The organism is Pasteuria ramosa (assembly GCF_056496785.1).
In genome coordinates this window covers 1,067,242-1,090,124 of sequence record NZ_CP143099.1, presented here as the reverse complement: position 1 = coordinate 1,090,124, position 22,883 = coordinate 1,067,242, and the positions used below count along the sequence as shown (strand labels likewise).

19 protein-coding genes are annotated in these 22,883 nt (G+C 30.6%); 4 read left to right on the top strand and 15 right to left on the bottom strand.

The genetic code is table 11. From position 1 onward, the window contains the following. Positions 1–11 precede the first annotated feature (11 nt). The 5 genes from tdh to VS182_RS04780 all read right to left on the bottom strand — a co-directional run bounded on the left by tdh (position 12) and on the right by VS182_RS04780 (position 5,392). Positions 12–1,106 (bottom strand): L-threonine 3-dehydrogenase, encoded by a 1,095-nt coding sequence (gene tdh, locus VS182_RS04800; protein ID WP_479484040.1) that lies wholly within the window; start codon positions 1,104–1,106, stop codon positions 12–14. 122 nt (positions 1,107–1,228) lie between these two features. After that, complete coding sequence (locus tag VS182_RS04795; protein ID WP_479492367.1) at positions 1,229–2,089, bottom strand: 2-oxoacid:ferredoxin oxidoreductase subunit beta; 861 nt, start codon at positions 2,087–2,089, stop codon at positions 1,229–1,231. Continuing rightward, positions 2,089–3,834: a 2-oxoacid:acceptor oxidoreductase subunit alpha gene (locus VS182_RS04790; protein ID WP_479484038.1), complete on the bottom strand. Its 1,746-nt coding sequence runs from the start codon at positions 3,832–3,834 to the stop codon at positions 2,089–2,091. Before VS182_RS04790 ends, VS182_RS04795 begins: the two co-directional genes overlap by 1 nt. Positions 3,835–3,850: 16 nt before the next feature. Further along, positions 3,851–4,036 carry a hypothetical protein gene (locus VS182_RS04785; RefSeq protein WP_479488971.1) on the bottom strand — a complete coding sequence of 62 codons (186 nt, stop codon included), beginning with the start codon at positions 4,034–4,036 and terminating at the stop codon, positions 3,851–3,853. 435 nt (positions 4,037–4,471) lie between these two features. Beyond that, positions 4,472–5,392, bottom strand: coding sequence for a dipeptidase (locus VS182_RS04780; RefSeq protein ID WP_479484037.1), 921 nt, complete (start codon positions 5,390–5,392; stop codon positions 4,472–4,474). A gap of 172 nt (positions 5,393–5,564) precedes the next feature. Between VS182_RS04780 and VS182_RS04775 the strand changes: the two genes are divergently transcribed. Continuing rightward, positions 5,565–6,434, top strand: coding sequence for an ABC transporter substrate-binding protein (locus VS182_RS04775; protein WP_479484036.1), 870 nt, complete (start codon positions 5,565–5,567; stop codon positions 6,432–6,434). Positions 6,435–6,610: 176 nt separating this feature from the next. Here the strand turns inward: VS182_RS04775 and VS182_RS04770 are convergent, their stop codons facing one another. The 6 genes from VS182_RS04770 to VS182_RS04745 form a co-directional block, all read right to left on the bottom strand. Then, positions 6,611–6,895 carry a stage V sporulation protein S gene (locus tag VS182_RS04770; RefSeq protein ID WP_479484035.1) on the bottom strand — a complete coding sequence of 95 codons (285 nt, stop codon included), beginning with the start codon at positions 6,893–6,895 and terminating at the stop codon, positions 6,611–6,613. Between the two features lie 615 nt (positions 6,896–7,510). Further along, a complete protein-coding gene (gene rny, locus VS182_RS04765; protein ID WP_479492792.1) occupies positions 7,511–9,007 on the bottom strand; it encodes a ribonuclease Y in 1,497 nt (498 codons plus the stop codon). Between the two features lie 355 nt (positions 9,008–9,362). Further along, positions 9,363–10,043, bottom strand: a complete 681-nt coding sequence (locus VS182_RS04760) for an ATP-binding protein (RefSeq protein WP_479484033.1) — start codon at positions 10,041–10,043, stop codon at positions 9,363–9,365. Beyond that, on the bottom strand, positions 10,034–10,348 hold the full coding sequence (locus tag VS182_RS04755; protein WP_479484032.1) for a hypothetical protein: 315 nt from the start codon (positions 10,346–10,348) through the stop codon (positions 10,034–10,036). The genes VS182_RS04760 and VS182_RS04755 overlap by 10 nt, the downstream gene beginning before the upstream one ends. 14 nt (positions 10,349–10,362) lie before the next feature. Next, positions 10,363–11,928, bottom strand: coding sequence for an AAA family ATPase (locus tag VS182_RS04750; protein WP_479484031.1), 1,566 nt, complete (start codon positions 11,926–11,928; stop codon positions 10,363–10,365). After that, complete coding sequence (locus tag VS182_RS04745; protein ID WP_479484030.1) at positions 11,925–12,923, bottom strand: metallophosphoesterase family protein; 999 nt, start codon at positions 12,921–12,923, stop codon at positions 11,925–11,927. The genes VS182_RS04750 and VS182_RS04745 overlap by 4 nt, the downstream gene beginning before the upstream one ends. A 934-nt stretch (positions 12,924–13,857) precedes the next feature. Between VS182_RS04745 and VS182_RS04740 the strand changes: the two genes are divergently transcribed. Further along, positions 13,858–15,402, top strand: a complete 1,545-nt coding sequence (locus VS182_RS04740) for a hypothetical protein (RefSeq protein ID WP_479492366.1) — start codon at positions 13,858–13,860, stop codon at positions 15,400–15,402. A gap of 823 nt (positions 15,403–16,225) precedes the next feature. Here the strand turns inward: VS182_RS04740 and VS182_RS04735 are convergent. Continuing rightward, positions 16,226–16,468, bottom strand: a complete 243-nt coding sequence (locus VS182_RS04735; RefSeq protein WP_479492365.1) for a hypothetical protein — start codon at positions 16,466–16,468, stop codon at positions 16,226–16,228. 486 nt (positions 16,469–16,954) lie between these two features. Continuing rightward, on the bottom strand, positions 16,955–17,170 hold the full coding sequence (locus VS182_RS04730; RefSeq protein ID WP_479492364.1) for a hypothetical protein: 216 nt from the start codon (positions 17,168–17,170) through the stop codon (positions 16,955–16,957). Positions 17,171–17,841: 671 nt separating this feature from the next. Between VS182_RS04730 and VS182_RS04725 the strand changes: the two genes are divergently transcribed. Both VS182_RS04725 and VS182_RS04720 read left to right on the top strand, forming a co-directional pair. Further along, entirely contained in the window at positions 17,842–18,312 is a 471-nt protein-coding gene (locus VS182_RS04725; RefSeq protein ID WP_479484026.1) for a TspO/MBR family protein, read from the top strand. Between the two features lie 1,059 nt (positions 18,313–19,371). After that, on the top strand, positions 19,372–19,617 hold the full coding sequence (locus VS182_RS04720; protein WP_479484025.1) for a helix-turn-helix domain-containing protein: 246 nt from the start codon (positions 19,372–19,374) through the stop codon (positions 19,615–19,617). Positions 19,618–20,881: 1,264 nt separating this feature from the next. Here VS182_RS04720 and VS182_RS04715 read toward each other — a convergent pair. Continuing rightward, positions 20,882–21,685: a hypothetical protein gene (locus tag VS182_RS04715; RefSeq protein WP_479492363.1), complete on the bottom strand. Its 804-nt coding sequence runs from the start codon at positions 21,683–21,685 to the stop codon at positions 20,882–20,884. 392 nt (positions 21,686–22,077) lie between these two features. Then, on the bottom strand, positions 22,078–22,560 hold the full coding sequence (locus VS182_RS04710) for a hypothetical protein (protein ID WP_479492362.1): 483 nt from the start codon (positions 22,558–22,560) through the stop codon (positions 22,078–22,080). Between the last annotated feature and the right edge of the window lie 323 nt (positions 22,561–22,883).

Below are 22,883 nucleotides of genomic sequence, written 5' to 3'. Positions count from 1 at the left end.
CCTTTTTTTCTTTAAATTGCTTTCTTAAACGATGCTTCGTTTAAGAAGAAAACAACTTTACCACAATTGCCCTCGTGCATTAAAGAAAAACCCTTTTCAAAATCCTCAAGTGAAAATGTATGCGTAATTAAGGGTTGTAAGTTAATAGCGCCTGTTTCTAAAAGACCAGATGTTTGTTCCCATGTTGTGAATAAACGACGCCCTACAATACCTTGGATTGTGATACCTTTAAAAACGATATCATTGGTAAAATCAAGCGAAACCTCTTCTTTAGGTAAACTTAAAAAAGACAATCTTCCAGCGGGTGCTAAAATTTTCACGCTTTGTTGAATAGCTTGTAGATTACCAGACATTTCTAACACAATATCAATACCTTGTGCACGTGTTATTTGTGCAACAACTTCTAAAACATCTTGATGCTTCGAATCAACAACCGTATCGGCACCCATTTTTTCAGCAAGTTTTAAACGGTATGGATTAACATCGACAGCTATTACATGTCTAGCACCGGTTGCTTTCAGCACCATAATAGACATTAAACCAATCGGTCCACAACCCATGACTAAAGCAGTACGGCCCACGACGGGACCAGCTAGGGCGGTATGTACAGCATTTCCAAGTGGTTCCATCAGACAAGCATGATGGAAAGGTAAATTATCCGGTAAAAGCCAAGCATTATATGCCGGTATTGCTATATAATCGGCAAAACCACCTTCACAATCAACACCAATAATTTGCGTATTTAAACAAACGTGTTGATCACCACGACGACAAGCAGCACAATGAGAACATACAATATGTGTTTCAACTGCAATACGATCCCCAATTTTATATTGCGTAACATTTTTACCAATATCGACAACTTCACCTGCTAATTCGTGTCCAAAAGTATAAGGTGGTTTGATGCGACTTTGTGCCCATTTATTCCAGGCATAGATATGCAAATCTGTACCACAAATGCTAGCACAATGAACACGAACAAGCAGGTCATCGCCACCAATCGTCGGTATGTTTTTCTGCACTAAGGAAGCACCAGCTTTTGCATCAGGTTTAACAAGTGCTCTCATCACACGCAGATCATCATCCATATGATGTAAAGAAACCATTATAAATTTTCTCCCTTTTCCTAATAAAACAACGAAAAATTGATATATGTGCTATGGTAGTTAATCATCAAAAACAAAAAAATAAAAATGGTAATGACAATGGTAATGACAATGAAAAAATACTAAGCAAAAGAAGATAATAAACGATCAAAGTATTTTCTATCTACCGCTAATTCTTGTTCAGCTAATGGTTTATCTTTAAAACCACTTATCATTTTTTCATATGAAGAGCGCTGTTTATCTTGATAAATAACACCTGTGATCAAGCCATTATTTTCCATTAAAAGTTGCATGGCATGTTGACGATCGTTATGGTTATTTTCATCGTCAACTGATGTAAGATTATCTTTAAACCAAGAATACGTATTTATTTTGTTATAGGTTATGCAAGGACTAAATATATTTATCAAAGAAAAACCTTCGTGTAGAATTCCTTGTTCAATCACATTTGTCATCTGCTTTAAATCACTCGAAAAAGCCTGAGCAATAAATGTCGCACCTGCAGATAGAGCCATTTCCATTGGTTGCAGAGCTACTTCAATTGATCCCTGAGGTGTGCTTTTGGTCTGAAAACCCTCACTACTACGAGGTGATGATTGTCCTTTGGTTAAGCCATATATCTGGTTATCCATTACAATATAAGTTATATTGACATTACGCCTAATAGCATGAATAGTATGTCCCATGCCAATGGCAAATCCATCACCGTCACCACCGGCAGCAATAACTTGCAAGTCACGATTAGCCAATTTTAAACCTTGAGCCAAAGGTAATACACGCCCATGTACACCATGAAATCCATAGGCATTTATATATCCAGAGATACGTCCTGAACAACCAATACCTGATAAGACAGCAACTTGATGGGGTTCAAAATTTAAATTAGCCAAAGCGCGTTGTAAAGCTGTTAGAACGGAGAAATCACCACAAGCAGGACACCAATTAGGTTTAACTTTGTTACGAAAGTCTTTGAAGGTCGCCATCAAAGCACCTCCTTGATTTGTTTAGTTAACGCTTTAGGTAAGAATGGGTTTCCATCATATTTCAAGACAGAAGCAAAATCGAAAGAATGGCCTTCTAATCCCATGTTTATTATCTTTCTTAACTGGCCGGAAATATTGTTTTCGATAATGATAATTTTTTGACATTTCTGAAAAACTTTCCTAACCAAACTACTTGGAAACGGATGTAAAAGTCGTATATGAAGCGTATGAACTTTATAATTCTCTTTTTCTAATAATTGTCTCGCTTCATCTATAACACCATAAGTCGAACTAAAACCACAAAGTAAGATATCAGCCTTAGGATGAGGTTCATGCGCGACAATGGGGCGATCGAAAGTAATGTCATTGGCAATTTTACGCATACGCTTATCCATCATCTTAATGCGATTTGTCGCTTCTTCTACCGGTCGACCTTCCGGATTATGTTCAACACCTGTAACATGGTGCAAACCAGCAGGATGGCCTGGTAAGACACGTGGTGAAATACCATCGTCAGTAAATGCATAGCGGGAAAATAAATCACCCTGTTGTAAAGCTGGTAATTCAGCAGTTAAGGGAATTAATTTACCGCGATCTATATGTATTTTATCATAGTCTAATATATCAATGGTTTGTTTACCTAGGGACAATACTAAATCAGATAAAACAATAACAGGACATTGATATTTCTCAGCCAAGTTAAAAGCTGCGATCATATCATAAAAACACTCCGTAATGGTACTAGGAGCTAAAACAATCTTCGGAATTTCGCCATGCGTACTGTAAATCATTGATAACAGGTCACTCTGTTCCTGTTTGGTTGGCAATCCTGTACTCGGTCCACCACGTTGTGTATTAACAATTACAAGTGGTGTTTCGGTCATTCCAGATAATCCAATTGATTCTGTCATTAAGGATAAACCAGGTCCAGCGGAAGCTGTAAAGGAACGTACACCACCATAGTTAGCACCAATACACATCATAACAGCAGCTATTTCATCCTCAGTTTGAACAACTGTACCACCTATTTCAGGCAAGCGAAGGATTAAATATTCCATAATTTCGGAAGAAGGTGTAATAGGATAAGCAGCCATCAATTTAACACCAGCAGCTAAAGCACCTAAAGCTAATGCTTCATTACCGATCATATAAAGTTTTTTCTTCTTGACAGCCTGATCTAAAATAAAATCATGACCTGTTAATTTTTGTTCTTTAATAAAATTCAAGCCTTGTTCAATCACAGATAAGTTTTTTGTAACAATATCCGAACCTTTGCGCAAAAATCTATCTTCAAGCACATCTTTCAAAATCGAAACCGATAAACCTAAAAAAGCTAAACTAGCACCAATCGCAACCATATTTTTAATCCGCGGCATACCTGCTTCTTCAGCAATAGCAGACATGGGAACATTAATTAATTTAGCCTTAATATTCGGTGGTAAAATAGGCTTAAATTTAGCATCTGCTAAAATAATACCGTTTTCTAACAACTCATGGGCATTTAGATCAATCGTTTCTTGGTCAAAAGCAACCAAAATATCAACATGATCAGCAATGGAATGGATAGGTTCGGTGCTAATACGAATTTTGGAATTAGAATGCCCACCTTTAATACGCGAGGAAAAATGGCGGTAACTATATAGATGATAACCTTGACGATTAAGCGCATTAGCCAAAATTTCTCCCGCACTATCTATCCCTTCACCTTGTTGACCCCCCACTTTCCAAGAAAGTTGTTTGATCATATAAAATCCCTCTCCTTCACAAAATCATAAAATGTAAAAATAAACCACTCCAAATAAAACATATCAAACGATCCTTAAAATCGACAAAGATAAAAGACTTCTCAAGATAAACATTTGACACTATTTTAGACCGAGCAATTTTCAAAGGCAAGCGTCTTCTATAAAAGGTAGGTAAGAAAAACAAGGGATATAAAAGCAACATACCTCTATCACGCGAAAAGACCTAACAAATATTTAATCCTGAAAAGTATGTAAAAAAACCAAGGCATCAAAAACGATAACTAAATAATTGATCTTAATAAATTGTTCATTGAGCAATGTTTTCATAAAAACAACGACAAAAAAACACTTCTTGATTGTATCATCAAAATATGTTGTAAAACAGCATTAAGAGACATGATTAATGACAAAAAACAAAACTTAACAATTTTTGATCATTTTTATCATGTGCTATGTCTGTAAAAATTAGCAAATAAATTGTAAAATGGCTTTTTTAATGTATGTTAAAAACAAAAATGATATCCTATTTAGAGTGAGAAATGATATCATAATCAATGTAAAAATCGATATAAAATGTCAGCAAGTAAAAAGATAAGCTAACCGAATCACCCTTTTATAAGAAGGTAATCATGTTAGCTTATTGTAATTTTTCAATATACCATCTATAAGGATTATCCCAAAAAATACGTTTAATCTGCTTTTCGCTATAATAGCGTAAAAGATGTTCCAAAAGTAGGGGGATTTTACTAGCATTATCCATTAGAGATACTTTTTCATCAGTACCATCAAAGTCTGAAGCTAAAAACAACGCTTGTTCGCCTCCTAATGATAAAACATGTTCCATGTGTTTTATAATATCTTCAATATAAGCAATACCTTTACTGTTATCACGCAATAAATAAGGCACAAAGGTAACCCCGCATAATCCGCCTTTACTAAGTAACTGCTTTATCTGTTCGTCAGATAAATTACGTGCGCTATTACACAAAGCTTTACAAGCCGTATGTGACACAATAGGTGCTCCCTGCATCAAATCTAAGGTATCAAAAAACGTTTTCTCACTAGCATGGGCTAAATCAATAATAATATTTGCTCTTTCCGCAGCTAAGATTAATTCCTTACCCCATGACGTTAAACCAAGATCATTATCGGTGAAACAGCCACATCCCGCTTCATTATCAAGATTCCAAGTCAAACCAATTTGGCATACACCATTTGCTTTTAAATCTGATAACAGCTGTAAATCACCGCACATACCTTCAACGCCTTCTAAAGCTAAAAGTGCTCCTAAACAATCACGATCCGGTATCTTAAAGATATCTATCAGGGAAACAATATCATCTTGGGACAAAACATATTCATTAAACAAAGTCATCTGTTTACGCAAAACTAATTGGCGATCTTCAGGTGATACTGATGTTGGAACATAGATAGCATATACAGCAGCTTTCACACCACCCAAACGTTGATAATATGGTGATGAATCATAATATGGTGGCTCCTGAGACTTTTCCCAAAGTTTCCATAGAAAATCAATATGACCATCAAAAAAGTTCATCAAGCACCCCTTTATCGACATTCTAATGCTTAAAAATACATATGCCACTTTATAGGAATTTAGCATGTAAAATCAAACATAAAAAAATCTTGTAAAATAATATATTAATAAAATAAAAACGAATGCAAATTAAAATAAAAAAAATCACAGAAAAAGAAAAAGGATGTTATTTATGAAATTTAGGATATACTTTTGGTCATGTCTCTGTTTTCTAATCCTAAACGGGTGTGGCAGCGAATTACATCAAATTTCCTCCTCAGAAGATAAGTTGCGAATTATTACGCTAGCACCAAGTTTAACGGAATATTTAGAACCTTTAAATCTAAAAAGCTCTTTAGTTGGCGTTAACGTCCATGATAAAAAATATGATCATATTGAAAAAATTGGGGACATGCATATAAATATGGAAAAAATCGTGGCATTAAAACCTAATTTAATTCTTGGTAGTAAAATTAATGGTAAAGATATCGCCAATTTACAGGCAAAGTTCAAAGATCAACAGGTGCAAATTTTTGTTTTTGATCCAGAAAATTCATCAGATATTAAGCAAACGATTAAAGATATCGGCGAAATAACAGAAAAAAAAGTGGAAGCAGCTAATTTGGTTGCTAAGATGGAAAAGGTAAAAAGTAATATAGATAACGAATTAGCCTCTGTTTCTTTTAAAACCGCTGTAATGATTACAGATCCTTCCCTTTATGTGCCTGGAAAAGAAACTTTTGCACACAGCATGATGAAAGAAGCCAAGGTAGAAAATATCGCAGCTAAAGTCGGGATGAGTGGTTGGCAACAGATATCTATTGAACAAATTTTAAAACAAAAACCAAATTTTATTATTTTGCCGTCAAAAAAATCAGTTGAAAATACGGCTACTTATTTGCCGGAAATCTTACAGAAACAAGAAGCGATTAAAATATGTTTTGTGGATGAAGATATTATAAGTAGGCCAAGCCCAAATTTTTATGAAGGTGTAAAAAGCATAGCTTCGTGTGTACATAAAAATGATCTAAATGAGATGACAAAGCTAAAGCAAGCTGCATAAATTAAAATAGCCATTTTTATGGCTATTTTTTATATGTGTTTTTATGTTTGTTTTTTATTTGTTTTTATTTTTTTTTTGTTTGTTTTTATATCTTAAAAAATAAATAAAAAACCTGCTCAATCAAGAAACAGGTTTTTTATTGAGAGGTCTTCACACTTAGTTAATGATTGAAATGATTATCCTCTCGGCTCAATAACTAATTTAATAGCTGTACGATCTTCTCCATCAATCTTTATATCAGTAAAAGAAGGAGAAACAACTAAACGCACACCACTGGGGGCCAAATATCCTCCTGCAATGGCAACCGCCTTAATAGCTTGATTAAGTGCTCCGGCTCCTATAGCTTGCATTTCTGCTTTACCATTTTCGCGCACTACACCAGCTACTGCACCTGCCACAGCAGAGGGCTTTGAATTGGATGAAACGCGCAATGCTTCAGGATCATTATTATTAGTACTCATACAAGTACCTCCTCGACGGTTGGGGTTAATCCATTTCCACATCTATTCGCTAAAAACAATAATATTCCTTCAAAACGATTACAAAAAAACAAAAGTGATAAATTCACTCAATAGATTCTAATAATGGAAACAGAATGAAAATTCGGAAAAGAAAAATTATTTAGCAAATCAACGTACCAAACACATGTCTATCCGTGTTTTTTTTAAAATCACCTCCTATAATTAATGAGGTTTATAATAAACAAAACACCCGAAATCTTCTATCTACGAATAATAAAAATGTTATTAAGCACAAATTTTAGGTTAACATAATTGAATCAAATAATAAAATAGCAAATTTATTAACGAAAAAGGAGGAAGATTCTGTAATTTTATTTAGTTTAAATCACGTTCACACTTATTATATCTAAAAACCAAGCGAAATGAAAGATTTAACAAAAGCTAAAAAACAAATTTAATAATAAGGCTATCCAAAGCACTAATGATAAAGCGTGTAAAAGGGGTTTATCCCTTTTACACGCCATGCAAATGAAGGAAAAAATATTTATAAACTAAAATCTTTAAGGAGCAAGCGGGGTATATTGATCATGTAACATCCTATAGCCTATTAGCAGTTTAACGCGCATATTCGACAGCTCTGGTTTCTCTGATTACCGTTACTTTAATAGAACCTGGATAATCGAGCTGATTACGAATTTGCTGACTTATTTCACGAGCTAAGGTGTATGATTCAGCATCGTCTATTTCTTCTGGTTTAACAATAATACGACACTCGCGACCGGCTTGAATAACATATGATTTAGCCACGCCTCCGAAAGATTCACAAATACCTTCTAATTTCTCTAAACGCTTAATATAGGCCTCTAGAGTCTCTCTACGCGCACCAGGACGAGAAGCTGATAAAGTATCAGCAGCACGCACCAGCACAGCAATAACGCTTTCGGCTTCAACGTCACCATGATGCGAAGCGATACTATTAATTACAACAGGATGTTCTCCATATTTTTTGGCTAGTTCAACACCAATATCAACGTGGGAACCTTCAACCTCATGGTCGATCGCCTTACCAACATCATGTAATAAACCTGATCTTTTAGCCAGACGTACGTCTTCTCCTAATTCTGCTGCCAATAATCCAGAAAGATGGGCCACTTCTAATGAATGACGCAAAACATTTTGACCATAGCTAGTACGAAAACGTAAACGTCCAATAATTTTAATTAAATCAGGATGAAGCCCATGGACACCTAATTCAAAAACAGCCTGTTCACCATAATCACGTATTCTTTCATCAACCATACGGCAAGCTTTTTCGACCGTCTCTTCAATACGAGCAGGATGAATACGTCCATCCATCACAAGATTTTCCAAAGCAATGCGAGCAATTTCACGTCTTATAGGGTCAAAACCAGACAAAATAACAGCTTCAGGTGTATCATCAATAATCAAATCAACACCAGTCAAGGTTTCAAGCGTACGGATATTACGACCTTCACGTCCAATAATACGGCCCTTCATTTCATCATTAGGCAAGGCTACAACAGACACAGTGGTTTCAGCTACATGATCAGCAGATAAGCGCTGTATCGCCAAAGATAAAATACGCCTTGCCTTTTGGTTGCTCTCCTCCATGGCTTGTTGTTCCATCGTACGCATCATCTGCGTTAATTCACGATGCATATCTTGTTTAGCAAGTTTAAACAAGATTTTTTTCGCTTCATCCAAAGAAAGATTAGCTACCCGCTCAATTTCACGTACGCGTTCTAGCTGTAGCTTAGAAACAACTTCTTCGCGTTTTTGTAATTCTTGTTCATCATAAGATAATTTTTGTTCCTGTTTTAGCATAAATTCTTTTTTGCCAATAAGTGATTCTTCTTTATGAATCAAACGCTGTTCTAAAATTTGTAAATCTGCTTTTTGTGCTCTTAATTCTTGTTCCGTCTCCATACGCATATTATGAATATGCTCTTTTGCCTCTAATACTTTTTCTTTCCTGATTGCTTCCGCATCATGTTTAGCTACATAGATTAAGCGTTCCGCTTTCTGTTTAACACTTTCTAAACGGGCTTTTTCGATGATATAGTTGAGAAAATAACCAATAGATATACCCATACATATCGCTAACAAGACAAAACCTATGACAGATCCGTCCACAAAGCACCCACCCCCTTCCAGCATAACGGGAGCTCATCCGATGTAACACACACGGAATTTCAATATAGCAAATTCGATAAATAGCATAAAACATTGATTTTAATCTTAAAGCAAATAATCAATTTAAAATATTATCGATACTAAAAAACTGCGAAATCTTTAAAAATAACATTATCACATGTAAAGCCGAAAACAGATATGATATAAAAAAACACACGAAGCTTTTTTCATGCATCTCCATTGTAGAGGGTGGGTAGAAAAGGTGTCAAGCCAACAACATATATCGATGAATAATGTCTTAAGCAAAAATCACCTATTTAAGGTCTGTTTTTTTAACAAAAGAAACGCCTGATCTTTGCGTAACTTCATAAGCAGCATCTGCAGAAGCGATAAAATCAGGATTATGTGAAATAACAATAACTTGCCTTTGGTACATCTGACTAAGTGATGTAAGTAAAGAAACTAAAGGATTAATATATTCCGCACTCATATGCTTACCAGGTTCATCTAATAATAAGGGTCCTTTTTGATAAGGTTTGATTGTTTCTAATAAAGCTATCCGCAAAGCTAAAGATACTGCATCTACAACGCCACCACCGCGCGATTCATGCGGCAAGTTACGCACTTCCCAATCATCTTCTTTTGTCATCACATAAATCTCCGCCGATGGATGTCCACCTTTTTCAGCTATCTCAATCACACAGCTAAATGAAGGTCCAAAAATATATCTTAGAGCACGCGTAACCAAATCTTGCAGTAAATTACGAGCTTGTTCTCTAGCTCTCTCTGTAGCTAGCTTAAATAAGATTTGCACACGTTCTAAAGTATGGATTTTTTGTTCAGCTAGCCGTTTTAATTCCCGGACATGCTCTAAACGTTCTTTTAATAAATTATGGGTAATTGCTCGTTTATGAAATTTATCCTGTTGTTTCTGCAACAATATATTATTTTCTTTTAAAACACTCCCCCATTTAGCCAAGGAATTTATTTCCATGATATCTCTTCTTTGAAAGATACATCAACAGCCTTTAAACAATTTTGAGCATTTTGCAAACATTCTTCCAATTTTTGCTGTAAATTCTTTAACTCTACATCCATCTCTTCTGGCGAAACACCTAAAGAACGAACCTCAGCCAATAATTCTAGTTCCTGCTGCCTTAAACTTTCTAAACGCGCTTCTGCCTTTAAAGCATCATTTTGTGCTTTTTCAAGTCTTTTTTTTATATCACGAACTTGTCCTTCTAATAATTCCATATCAAAGGTTTTTTCTTTTAAATCAAATTTAACTGAATTATTCATTTTTAAGAAGCCTCCTATTCATGATGAGGTTTATGTAAATCAAGCTCGGTCAAAGCTTGTCCACAAGTCGGACAAAAAGCTAACTTTTTTAATAATTGCTGCCACATAATACTTAATTTTTGCTCTGCTTCTTGACAATCACTTAAAAAGGCACAACCTTTTTGTTGTCGTTCACGTAACTTTTGAATTTGTTGCCTAAGTTTTTGTATAGGTATAAACTTTGTAACGAGCATCTCAAGTTCTCCATGGCTTTGTTGTAAAGGATGAAGTAACTTTACTAGATGTTCTTCGGCTTTTTTATATTTCCGACAACTCGAAATATCATTATATATCCTAAAAAATTTAAGGTAAATGATTTTGTGATCTTCTAATTTGTTTATTTGACACAATGTTTGCGAGAGCATCAATCGTTTATCCAATAAACGCTTATAAATTAATTGCTCGTCAACTAATTTATGATGTTGATCTTTTGCTTTCTGTAGTTTAAGCAATCGCTGTGTTGATGAAAAAAACTGTTCACAGTTAACGAGTGCTTTATTAATTAACGGTTTACATTTAACATAAACAAGAAGTTTTTGCTGTTCCTTCTTGTTTAAAGCAAATTTTTGCTTTAAACGATATATATCTATGTAGACCATTTTATAACCTTCTAATTCGCTGATTTGAGATAATGCTTGTACAATAATTAATCTATTAGCTAAAAATTGCTTTTGTATTCGTTGTTCTTTAAGCAATTTATGATGTTGATCTTTTAATTTTTGTAGTTTAAGTAACCGGTGAAACAAAGTAAAGAAAAGCTCACAATCCACAAGTGCTTGATCAATTAACGGTTTATATTTTACATAAACTAGAAGTTTTTGCTGTTCAAACGTGTTTAAAGAAAATTTTTGGTTCAATATATAAACTTTATTAGCCAGCAAAAATATATGCTCGCTCTTTTGCTGCGCCAAATTAGCTTTGTCTAATAACAATGCCTGTTGATCTAAGTTAGCAAATGGCGCTAATTCTTTGGTAATATCTTTTTCTTGATGTGCTAACATTTTAATTTCTTGCATCAAAGCTTGTCTATCATGGCCTAATTGACGCATAGCATAATCAAAAACATGTGTATGACCAATTTTACCTAAGATCTTTGCTTTAAAACGTTCTGATTCCATAAGCAAAAAAGGAGGATCTAGTTGGTTGCTAAGTTGTAGATAAAGTTCTTTGTCATCTAATGTTAAAGAAGTAATTTGATGGCAATTAATAATCTCTAAAGGTACCGAAGCGCCAAACCCTTCAAAAATTTCTTCCTCCCCATCCGGGGTCTTTTTTATATATCGATTAAGTGACGATGTACGTAGTCGTGTAATTGATATACCATTTTCAAAAACTAAAGTCACAACGCAACGTTTAGCACCAGTTCGTATAAAATGGGCACCACGTGGTATATTCCACAAAACCCATCTAATAGCGCGAAGAATCGCACTTTTACCACTATCTGATGGACCGATAAAAATATTACAACCTTTTACAAACTTTATTTCCGTATCTACATGTGATTGAAAATTCTCCAAATGCAAACTCTTAAAAATTGTCATGATAAAAAATCATCTCCATGCGCTAAAGCATCTTTGAGATAAGACAGGGCTAAATCACGTATATCGGCCTTAATATCGTGTAAAGATACGAGTTCATTAATCAAAGCCGTTATATCTATGGTACCTAGATCAGAAACACCTTTAACGGTTTGCACAAAAGAGGCCAACTGTTCTTGACGATATACATTCTCCATTACAGTACTCTTATCAAAAACTTTATCACCACGCAAAGCTGTCTTTAATTTTATTAAAGATATTTCAATCTTTTTCGGCATATCTAATGTGATCAAAACAACTTGAGGATGGCGCTTAAGTTCCTTCTTATTACCACTTAAACGAACAAGGGCACCTGGATTAAGTGCATATCTACCATCTTTAAAATGCAAGGGGAAACCACTATGTTCATGACCTGTTAATAAAATATCAGCTTTTGTCATTGATATAACATTACTAACATTAGTAAAAGGCACCCCAGGAGGCAAAGAATGATCACAAAGCATCCCATGAACAAGATGAATCTTATGCGTCGCTAAAGCATCATCAACCGGAAGATCATAGTCATCCTGTGGATCACGACGATCAAGCTCAGGATGAAAAGATGTACCCGTTATTTGGACACGCAAATCATCTTTAATTAAATAAACAGCTTCCTGCTGAGGTATAACATGAATAATCTTCAAAGCATCAAGTAGCCCCAACATCGTACGATTTAAAGTTGATAAATTATGACCATATAGATCATGATTTCCAGCCACAGCATAAATCGGCACACCCCATGCCATCAAAGAACGCGCAAAAGAACTAACCACAGCAGGAGAAAGCGATGGCCGATCAAAAACATCGCCTCCATGCAAAACAGCTGTAACTTCATGCTCACGAATAATACCCTTTACTTCATCCATCTTTTTTAATAAAGTTTCAGTAAAATCATCCAAACGCATCCTAGGCGTCGTACCACGCATATGCGTATCCGTAAGATAAAGCAAACGGAGCATAATAAACTACCTCCAAAAATCACATAACTTTATATCAGAAAATTATTTATAAAAAATTTATAAATAGACTAAGAAAAAATAAATTAATCTAGCATTAACAGTCTCAAAAAAAGCAATACAATACCTTAAAATCTACCGTATTTATAAAAAATAAAAATATCACTTTAAAAATATATCCTTGATGTATTCAGAAGCTTGTCCAAAAAACTTGTTAATAATCTCATCGGATGAAATAAAAGCTATTATAATGCATATTTTTGTCTTTAAATTGCATTATGACTAATCGTCTATAATAATATTTTAAATAAAGTCATGAAAATGAATTAAAAAAATTAATATAAAAATATTTGAACATTGATCGAATTCAATATTAATAATTGTATATCTTTGAACAGGAAATTCCAAGTGAATCTTTAGGAAAATATCAATGATATACTTAACGCGCTCTATATAAATAAAATTATGTATAGAATCTTAAACATAAATAATGAAAATTAAAAAGATATAAATGTTTACTTAAGATTTAAAGTTATTTAATCCATGCATAAATTAAAAATTATATTATAATGAATTTTAATTTAAGCTAGACAATAAAATTTAATAATATAAATAATAAGCTTGTCCAAAAAAACATGGAAAAGGAAGTTACGGGAACTAACCTAAATCAATAAAAACTTATAATAACGGCAATTTTTGAATTATGAATAATCGTCTATTTGATATTTCTGAACAAGTCCAATAATATAAATCCAAAGATACCACTTTTGTGAATAAATATAAAAAAATTCCCAATATAAAATATGAATACTTATTATTTTATGGTATAATCTACCACATAAATATCGTATCCTTTTCTCATCTATTTAAAGCTAAGTTTATATTATTTCCTATATCTAATATAAAATAAAATTCAACAAAGGATGTATTAATAATCATGGCTAAATATCAAAATTTATTTAAGCTTTTTTTCATTTCTAGTATCGCTACATGTCCGGGAGCTACTATTGTTTTAGCCGAAGATCGCGAACAAGATTCCAAAAATATAATTGAGTATAAAAATATACATAATAATTCAAATGATGAACTTAAATCTTTAAACAATTCCGTCGAATCATATCATGATAACTTAAAAAAGCTATCTTCTTTATCTTCTGAAGAAGAAATTAAGAATAAAATTTCAATGATGGAAAAACATCTTGAAGATATAGATAATAACTACATTAGTAATGAATTGTTACCAAATGATATAAAAACATATCCATTGATATCCAGCGCCAAATATTCGATATTCTTGAAATCCTTTGCTGAAAAATTCGACATAAGATCATTTATGGATTTCTTAAATTATTCAAACGATGATTTGAAAGATACTAAAAAAGAATTGCAAGCTTATTTTTCCAATCCTAATATAAGTGATAAAAACCAAATAGCAAATTCTATGAAAAAATTTATACAAACTAGAATAAAACAACCTCTAAAGAAAATTTCAGATGTAAAATCTCTAGAAGAAATTTCTAAATTACGTATGTTATTAAAAATATTAATTCTTTCATCAAATTTCGAAACAAATTTGCAATCTTTTTTTGATTTTTGCTCTTTTATAAAGAATGATCCAGGGCTCAAAAAAGATGATAAAACCAAATTTGATATCTTAGCATTATCTGATAATCAAATACAAAAAAAATTTCATGATTATGAAGATTATTTAAAAACAAAATCGGGATTTGAAAACTCAACTTTATCCCTAGAAACAAAAATAACATATAAATTACTGCTTGTTTTTGCGCAATATTTAGCAGTTGATTTAAAAAAATATAATACAGATATGGAAAAGTTAGCTAAAAATATTAATCAAAAAAGAAAAAATAATCATTCTAATATATTAAACCATATTCGTCATATAGCTGATATAGTTAAACACCATAACAATATTAATAAAAGTAATATAAGAAACGATGAATCTAAGGCTAAATATAATATAATGACTTTTGATTATAATAGCTATAGTAGTAATAGAGAAAAATATATAAAAGATTTCGACAAAGTAATGAGCGATTTATCATCACATTTACTAACTACAAGATTGAATTTAAATGAATGGTATAAGAATAGAAATAATATTTTACACCATATTAATTTTGATAAATTATCGGAAGATCTCGAAAAATTATATGATCTGGAAATTGAAGCTTTAAACAAAAATTTAATCTTGCATAAACAAGAAATTAATATTCTAAATAATTTAGATAAACAAAACTCGTACAGTTATAGTGATGAAATAAAAATCTCGATTTTAAAAATCAAAAAACTACAAAAAGAAGCAAAAAATCTTAATGATAGATATAAAGAGTTAACTCAGCAGTTAAAGCAAGGTTTGCCAAATACTTACATAGAAAAATTGGATGAATCATTGAATTTAATATATAAAAAAACACAAGATATATTGAATTCACTTTCATATAATGCCATTAATATGTAAAAATTATTAACTTTATGTTATAATGAAAAAGTATATAATTAATATTATGATAAATAATAATATTAATTATATACTCAGGTGGTATTCAACTTAAAAATGGTTTCCACAAATAACCACATAGCCAATTAAACTTGATAGCCAATTAAACTTGAAAAATAAAATAGATATAAAAATCTTATTTTTTTATATTTTAAAACTATTGATATAATTTAAATATAAAAACAATTGCAAAAGCTTTTATTTAATTTTATTAGATTCTTAGCTTCTTTTGATATAAGTTTTTTTTGGACAAGCTCACCAAAACCCAACACAAAATTTAACACTCATGTTGGGTTTTGTTCGATATTAAATTGATTTAAAATACCAGGTATTAATTTATATAAATAAGTTCATTTTAAATTTATTTCTTTGGATAAAAATTTAAAAATCAACCTTTAGCCAATACTTAAATGAGTATCCTCTAATGGCTTTTATAACTAAGTACATTTTTGGGTTTGTTTTTAATAACCAAAAATTGCACCCTTATTTTTTGTGTAAATTTTTATATAATTTTAGAAGATGTCCTATGTCATCCATTGACATGATAATCTTTTCTGTATCTAATTTAGGCCTTTCAGCTATATAGAACTTGTCCAAAAACCCATGTAAAAGAGAGCTGCAAAATCTAACATAAAACACTAAAAGCTTATAATAACGGCTATTTTGGGGTTCGAAATATCCCATGAATAATGGATATTTAACATTTCTGGACAAGTCCATAGTTAACACTTTCATCAAATATAAAATTTTTATCCCTGGAAGACACACACTTGCTCCATGGTCTTCAAGCTGCATCTGAGATGAACCAAAGTTCTTCTCTGTCTATATATATACTATGTCCAATATTATATTTTTGCGTACATTTACTGATAAAATTATCAATATTAAATTCATTGATGTTTGATTGGATTTCTATTTCAAAAACTTGTATAAATATTTTAATCGTTTTTTCGCTATCCGGTAGTTTATTTAAATCATTAACTATTTCATGTACTCTATTTTCAGTTATATTACCATGAAAAATCATGTAATCTATACTTTCTCATATTTCGTTCATTTGCGCTTTTTCTATTTCATTTATTCTTGAAACTGGTGTGAGGACGGCTTTAAATACTTCTGAGGATAGCAGGAGAAGATATGGTCTGTATAGGGATAATATAGGCTCGGCACAGCTTTTTCCATGGCGAAAATTTTTAATAAATTCTAATAAATTTTTATATGCATTATTAATATCAGTTATAGATATATATCTATAACTATATCATCACCCTCCATTACTAGCTTATCCCTAATATCTTTAAAAAGAATTTCTTTTATCTTCTTTACCACAGGCGTTTGACTTATTGTATAATATCCCCTAAATGATACAAGTCTATTATTTTTTAATTTTATATTTTGTGCTTTAGCTAAATTTTTGTACAATAGGTTACATTTTGAATATGGTCTAGGAACTTCATCTATCTATCCATTCATGAAATTTTGCATATAATGAATCTATCTTAAAATTATATAATTACTCCTTTGAAGCATTCAATTTAAGCTCCTTTAAATAGACTGAAACTCGGGGCAAAATAGCCTCACAGTCTTCCATTTCAGTCAGTGGTTTTTTTATTTCTTCAAAAGGCATATTTAACATTATAACGCTATTATGTGAGCTATCATTGTCCGGTTCATCCGAAAAGTCATATTCAAAAATATGGCATTCATTGGAATTATCCTTAGTTCCCATTTTACTACCTCCGAGGTGTTTTGTTTATTTATATAATTTTTATTCTAAAAATAATATTTTAATTATTAATTAATAATTATTGCGATTAATAGAATATAGATTTAATAACTTGTATACTATTAAATAATTAAAAAGCAGGAATTACATACTACTAATTTGTATCTCTTTTATAGTATTAATTAGTATATTTATTTTATTATCACATATCTATATATTAAACATTTGTCATAATAAATATAATAAATAAATTAAAAATATTATAATATTCAGACAATTTTATTCCATATTTATCAACAATAGTTTGTTAGGAATAAAAGTTAAAATATATATAAATATAGGTACATTATATCAAATTTTGCTATTAAAATATTAGCATTTTTTGTTTCTAAAAATTAGTACTCAAGATATCAATTTAAAATAGTATAAAATAAAATATTCAATAAAAATAATACAAAAGTTTATGTATCAATATATAAATTTTTGTATTATTTTTAATATATCTATAATGGAATCAGAAAACAGAACGTGTACAATTAACATTTTATATAAATAAAATTGATCTTTTTTCTTTTATGTAACCTATTTTTATGATATCTACATATACTCTTAAAGTAAAATTTAGTTTCGTTAAGTTGAGTTAGGTCATAAAAATTTTTAAACAGGGGGTAAGTATGGCAAATAAATATAAGCACTATGTATCATTAATCATATGGATTGTTGCATTAGTCTCTATAGGATCGGCAATTGGTTTTTTGGTTAAACCTGAGTTGGACACATGGTATGATACTTTAAATAAATCGCCTCTTACACCACCAGGTTATGTTTTTGGCATTGCATGGTCGATTTTGTATACCATTATTGCTATCGCTGGTTGGATGATCTTTAGTAAGCCATCATTAAAGATAATTAAAACTTTATACATTGCTCAGTTAATTTTAAATTGGCTTTGGTCACCTTTATTTTTTTCCTATCACTTAATTGGCATATCACTTGTTTGTATCTTGGTAATGGATATTTTAGTCGCTATGCTAATTTATTTTGCTTATCAATGGAATAAGACTGTGTCTTTACTGATGATACCGTATTTAATGTGGTTATGTTTTGCATCTTATTTAAGTTTTTATATATTCCAATATAACTGATCTTATCATTATCTATCGTCGGCCAGCAATTTATAACGTAGAATTAATCACTTTACTTCATACAGATAATTTTAAGCTGATAAACCATTTTTAATTAAATGGTTTATTTACCATGTTCTAAAATATTTTAAATTATTTGTTTAATCTTTTACAAAGCACCGCGCTTGTCAAAAAACGGATTCAAAGAAAGTTTAAGAACCTAATCTAATGCACCCAAAGCTATGATAATAGCTATTTTTGTGATTAAATTACATCATTACTAATCAGCTATATTAATATTTCTGGACAAGTTCAAAGGTAATTTTTTCAGATAAAAATTATGCTCCTAAAACCTGTCTGGAAATACGGATATACTAAGCTTGTCCAAAAAACCATATTTAAGAGCGTTTAAAAACCTAATTGAATGCATAAAAACTATGATAATAACTATTTTTATGTTTAAATTACATAGTTAATAAGAGTCTATATTAATATTTCCAGACAAATCCCTAATAAAATGCATAAAAAGCGATGGTAATAGCTATGGTGGTGTTTAAATTACACCGTCAACAAGTGTCTATATCAATATTTCTAGACAAATCCCTAATAAAATGCATAAAAAGCGATGGTAATAGCTATAGTGGTGTTTAAATTACAAAGTTACTAATCCTATTTCCTGGCAAGTCCACTATGACGGAAATACAATATACATAGAGCTTGTCCAAAAACCTATGTAACAGCGAGTTGCAAAACCTAATGGAAAAAACTAAAGGCTTATAATAACGGCTATTTTGGGTTTTGAATTACCTCACGACTAATTAGCTATTTAACGTTTCTGGACAAGTCCATAATGAGCTTGTCCAGAAAACCATGTTAAATAGTGTTTAAATTACCAAATTACTAATCGGCTATATTAATATTTTTGGACAAGTCCATAAAATAATCTTTGAAAAAATAGTTAATAGAGTTAGAAAAATAGATTTAAAGACCAAAAGAAAGGGTGGAAGGCAAAATATACTCGACCCTGAAAATCAATTATACTTATTTTTTCATAATTTTTTTCTTGGGTTTAAAAATAGAATGATTGCACAAATTTTTGGTATTAGTAAAAGCACGGTTAATAACACCATACAAAAGATACAAGGTATCGAAAATAAAGTATTATCCAAAAGATATCCTGAAAATCAGAGCCCCTATTTTTCATCTCTCATATTTTGTTTGTGTATATTCGATTGTACTGAAGTGCGCATAGAAAGACCAAAAAAAGATAATAAAAAATATGAATCCAGAAGAAAAAGTATTCAAAAACGAATTCTTTCCTTGTAATTTGTGCTGAAACAGCTTCTATTGGCTACACAAATTTCGCACCTGGTAGTGTACATGATTTTAAGATTTTTAAAGATTCGTACATTCCATCTAAGTTTATTTTTTTAAACCAAAAATTAATAAAGGAAGCCTCGGCCTGAAAAAAAAATTAGTGATGGTAAATATGATAAGCATAAAAGGTGATGAATTGAAGAAAATAAATGGTAGTTTATTTATTAAAATAGGTATATTCAATAAACCATAAAAACCAGGAATAACAATCCCGTAGAAACAAAAAGCTAATAAGATTATCGTATTTATCAAAAAATTATCAAATTTAACTTGATGTCCACACCAATAAGTTTCGTACAATTTCTGTAATTTAATTAATAAAATCCATATAAAAATACCAAAAAATACAACCAATGCTGGATAAGAAACAAAAAACAATAAAATAAAAGTAATGACTAATACGCATAAACTAAAAATATAAAACAAGAAAAAGCGTAATTTTGTTATTTTTTTGTTATCATAAGCATGTTTATAACAATTTCCAAAATATAAAAACAGTCTTATCCAGTATTCTTTGGGCACTACCCCACAACTTAATCCATAAATTGATTCAACCCTTTCTGAAATATCTATATTTTCTATAACAATAAAATCATCTTTTGTTTTATTGTTATAGAAGGTGAAAAATCTCCAAATTAAAAATAATATCAAGATATATATTATTATAAAATTTATATCATATGCATAAACACCCTCATTAGTTCCATTTATCATAAAATTAAGAAGAACAGGAAATAAAACCAATATAATCAGGGTTAGATAATAAAAAGATCTAAAAGTAAAAATAGTTATTTTTTTATTTTTCAAAAATGCAAAATTAAACACCTTATCACCTCTCATATTATTATTTATAAATAAAAGTATATTTTAGAAATAAATATAATAAATGAACTTGTCCAAAAACTATATTCAAGAACGTTAAAACCCTAATTGAATGCATCAAAAGCTATTAAAATAGCTATATTTAATAGCTATTTTTGTGTTTAAATTACATCATCAATAATAATCTATATTAATATTTCTAGGCAGATCAACTATATAAAATTCAATTACTAACATTGAAAACTGTAATCGCCTGCATATAAAAACAATTTATTTAATAAAAATAAAAAAATACATGATTACAAAAACATCATGTATAGAAATTTATCAAATAAGTTAATTTGCAAAAATTATATAATTATTTTCCGATTAATATACAAGAAGAAAATCATTAACAAACCGGCGAACATGCAGCAATAGATGAAACTGTACATAAAAGAGCACCAACTGCTGGACATAAAAGATTACAAACCGTAAAACCTGGTGGATTACCAATAAAAGCCCTACAAGCTTTATAGAAACATGCTAAAGGACTATCTGCAGCCACTCCACAAATAAAGCTAACCATTTCAGGACAAATATCACATAAAAACGACCTCTTACCACGATGCTGATTTTCTTCAAAATCTGGGGCTAAAAAAACTTTTGATATCTGTCCATCAGAAAAATATAGTTTTTCCTCCGCACCTTCTCCTACTTTAGCCGTAGCCGAAAAAGTGCCATCAGAAAATTTCCCTCGCGAATGTATAACTTGACCCACTTTTTCTTTTGTTATCTTGTTATACAAACTACGGACCATATAACCATGACTCATATCAGATCCTAATTTCTCTTTAAGCTTGTTTTTTGCTTCTTCGGATATATCCTTATTGGTCAAATTAATTCTAAAACCCTTTGTGTCATTGAAATCACGTTTAATCCCAATACCATCTCGATCCAAAGTATCTTCTAAAGATTTTAAATTATCTGAATCTTTATAGAGATTTTTCTCGATTCTTGACTTAGACAAATTACTTACTTTAACACCGTTTAAAGGATCATTACCTGAACACGCAGGGGATACCATATTGTCTGTATTTTCTTTGATATTTACATCTTCTATCTGATCTATTGAAATATTATCTATAGCTGATGCTTGTCCTAAATTCAAAGATAAAGGTGAAATCAACATAGAAACAGTGCTTGCTAAAACCACAACTTTCGAAAATATATATTTTTTAAACAAAAACCTCAACTCCATTTATTATTATTTTTTCTAGAAAAAATAATAATATCAAATTTTCACTTATTCATCTTATGATAATTGGTAAATTTAATATGATAAAATTAATTATTGAAATCATTTATGTAAAAATAACTCATAACAGTCCACAAGAATACTATAAACATATTACCAAAATATAAATTCAAATTCAACAAAATATTCAATATATTTTATTTTTTTCGTCATATAAAACAATATTTACTAGGTTCTTACTGTGAGCTTGTCCAATAACCCATGTTAAATAGTGTTTAAGAACCTAATTTAAGGGCAAACGCATTGTCAATAAAATTAAGATTACCTTCATATCTGTAAACACGATACTTTTATTTTTTAATGGTAACAACTTTTGTATCTGTATTTTTTATAAAATTTAAAAACATTTTTATTTGATTTTTAATTCCTAAAGGACAAATAACAATATCGATTTTTAATGCAACTATAAAATAAAATACTTTTTTAAGCTTGTTTCGATTATCTTTTTTGAAATATACCGAGAATCTACGCAAAAAATATGGTTTATAATCTGGCTCGGGCGCACTAGATATGATATAGCAAATGGCTTCATTAAGTGTTTTTTCATTCCATTTCGAATTAGTAATAATATGGCTTATAGCTTTACGGCACCTATTATAAAAGCTTTTTTTATGAATATATGAAAAAGTTCCGTTAAATCTTTGTGCCAACATACCATCAATAATCTGCAAAATATGATTAAAACCAGATGAAGTAAATTGGGATATTAACCCCAATTTAAGAAAAAATTTGACCAAATGAGATTTATTTGTTAACCTACAATTGATAGACATTCCCTATCCTACTGTTTTGTTTTAACACTTACATTCTACACAAGTGATAGGGGCATGTCTATTTTTTTTGTAAAATCTTAAAATATAATACATTGTAAACTTTAGAAATATAATAATATTTTATTATTTTGATTAATAATTTACTTTTTCGCATATACAGTAAATACTAATTATCCCTATTAATCTTTTATAACAAGTACTTTGGCTAAAATCATATACCATATTTAAACATAAACCGATGAACATAAAAATATATATAAATATATACTTTTAATTTTCTATCAAAAAATAAAATCTATTGACATAAATGGATATAATTGTTA

Coding starts and splice junctions, on each gene's coding strand:
- VS182_RS04760 (WP_479484033.1), bottom strand. CDS start 10,043: ATGGAAATAAATTCCTTGGCTAAATGGGGGAGTGTTTTAAAAGAAAAT.
- VS182_RS04740 (WP_479492366.1), top strand. CDS start 13,858: ATGGCTAAATATCAAAATTTATTTAAGCTTTTTTTCATTTCTAGTATC.
- VS182_RS04750 (WP_479484031.1), bottom strand. CDS start 11,928: ATGACAATTTTTAAGAGTTTGCATTTGGAGAATTTTCAATCACATGTA.
- VS182_RS04710 (WP_479492362.1), bottom strand. CDS start 22,560: ATGTCTATCAATTGTAGGTTAACAAATAAATCTCATTTGGTCAAATTT.
- VS182_RS04795 (WP_479492367.1), bottom strand. CDS start 2,089: ATGGCGACCTTCAAAGACTTTCGTAACAAAGTTAAACCTAATTGGTGT.
- VS182_RS04735 (WP_479492365.1), bottom strand. CDS start 16,468: ATGATTTTTCATGGTAATATAACTGAAAATAGAGTACATGAAATAGTT.
- VS182_RS04770 (WP_479484035.1), bottom strand. CDS start 6,895: ATGAGTACTAATAATAATGATCCTGAAGCATTGCGCGTTTCATCCAAT.
- VS182_RS04790 (WP_479484038.1), bottom strand. CDS start 3,834: ATGATCAAACAACTTTCTTGGAAAGTGGGGGGTCAACAAGGTGAAGGG.
- VS182_RS04780 (WP_479484037.1), bottom strand. CDS start 5,392: ATGAACTTTTTTGATGGTCATATTGATTTTCTATGGAAACTTTGGGAA.
- VS182_RS04730 (WP_479492364.1), bottom strand. CDS start 17,170: ATGGGAACTAAGGATAATTCCAATGAATGCCATATTTTTGAATATGAC.
- VS182_RS04720 (WP_479484025.1), top strand. CDS start 19,372: ATGATTGCACAAATTTTTGGTATTAGTAAAAGCACGGTTAATAACACC.
- VS182_RS04775 (WP_479484036.1), top strand. CDS start 5,565: ATGAAATTTAGGATATACTTTTGGTCATGTCTCTGTTTTCTAATCCTA.
- VS182_RS04755 (WP_479484032.1), bottom strand. CDS start 10,348: ATGAATAATTCAGTTAAATTTGATTTAAAAGAAAAAACCTTTGATATG.
- rny (WP_479492792.1), bottom strand. CDS start 9,007: ATGGGTATATCTATTGGTTATTTTCTCAACTATATCATCGAAAAAGCC.
- VS182_RS04785 (WP_479488971.1), bottom strand. CDS start 4,036: ATGTTGCTTTTATATCCCTTGTTTTTCTTACCTACCTTTTATAGAAGA.
- tdh (WP_479484040.1), bottom strand. CDS start 1,106: ATGGTTTCTTTACATCATATGGATGATGATCTGCGTGTGATGAGAGCA.
- VS182_RS04725 (WP_479484026.1), top strand. CDS start 17,842: ATGGCAAATAAATATAAGCACTATGTATCATTAATCATATGGATTGTT.
- VS182_RS04745 (WP_479484030.1), bottom strand. CDS start 12,923: ATGCTCCGTTTGCTTTATCTTACGGATACGCATATGCGTGGTACGACG.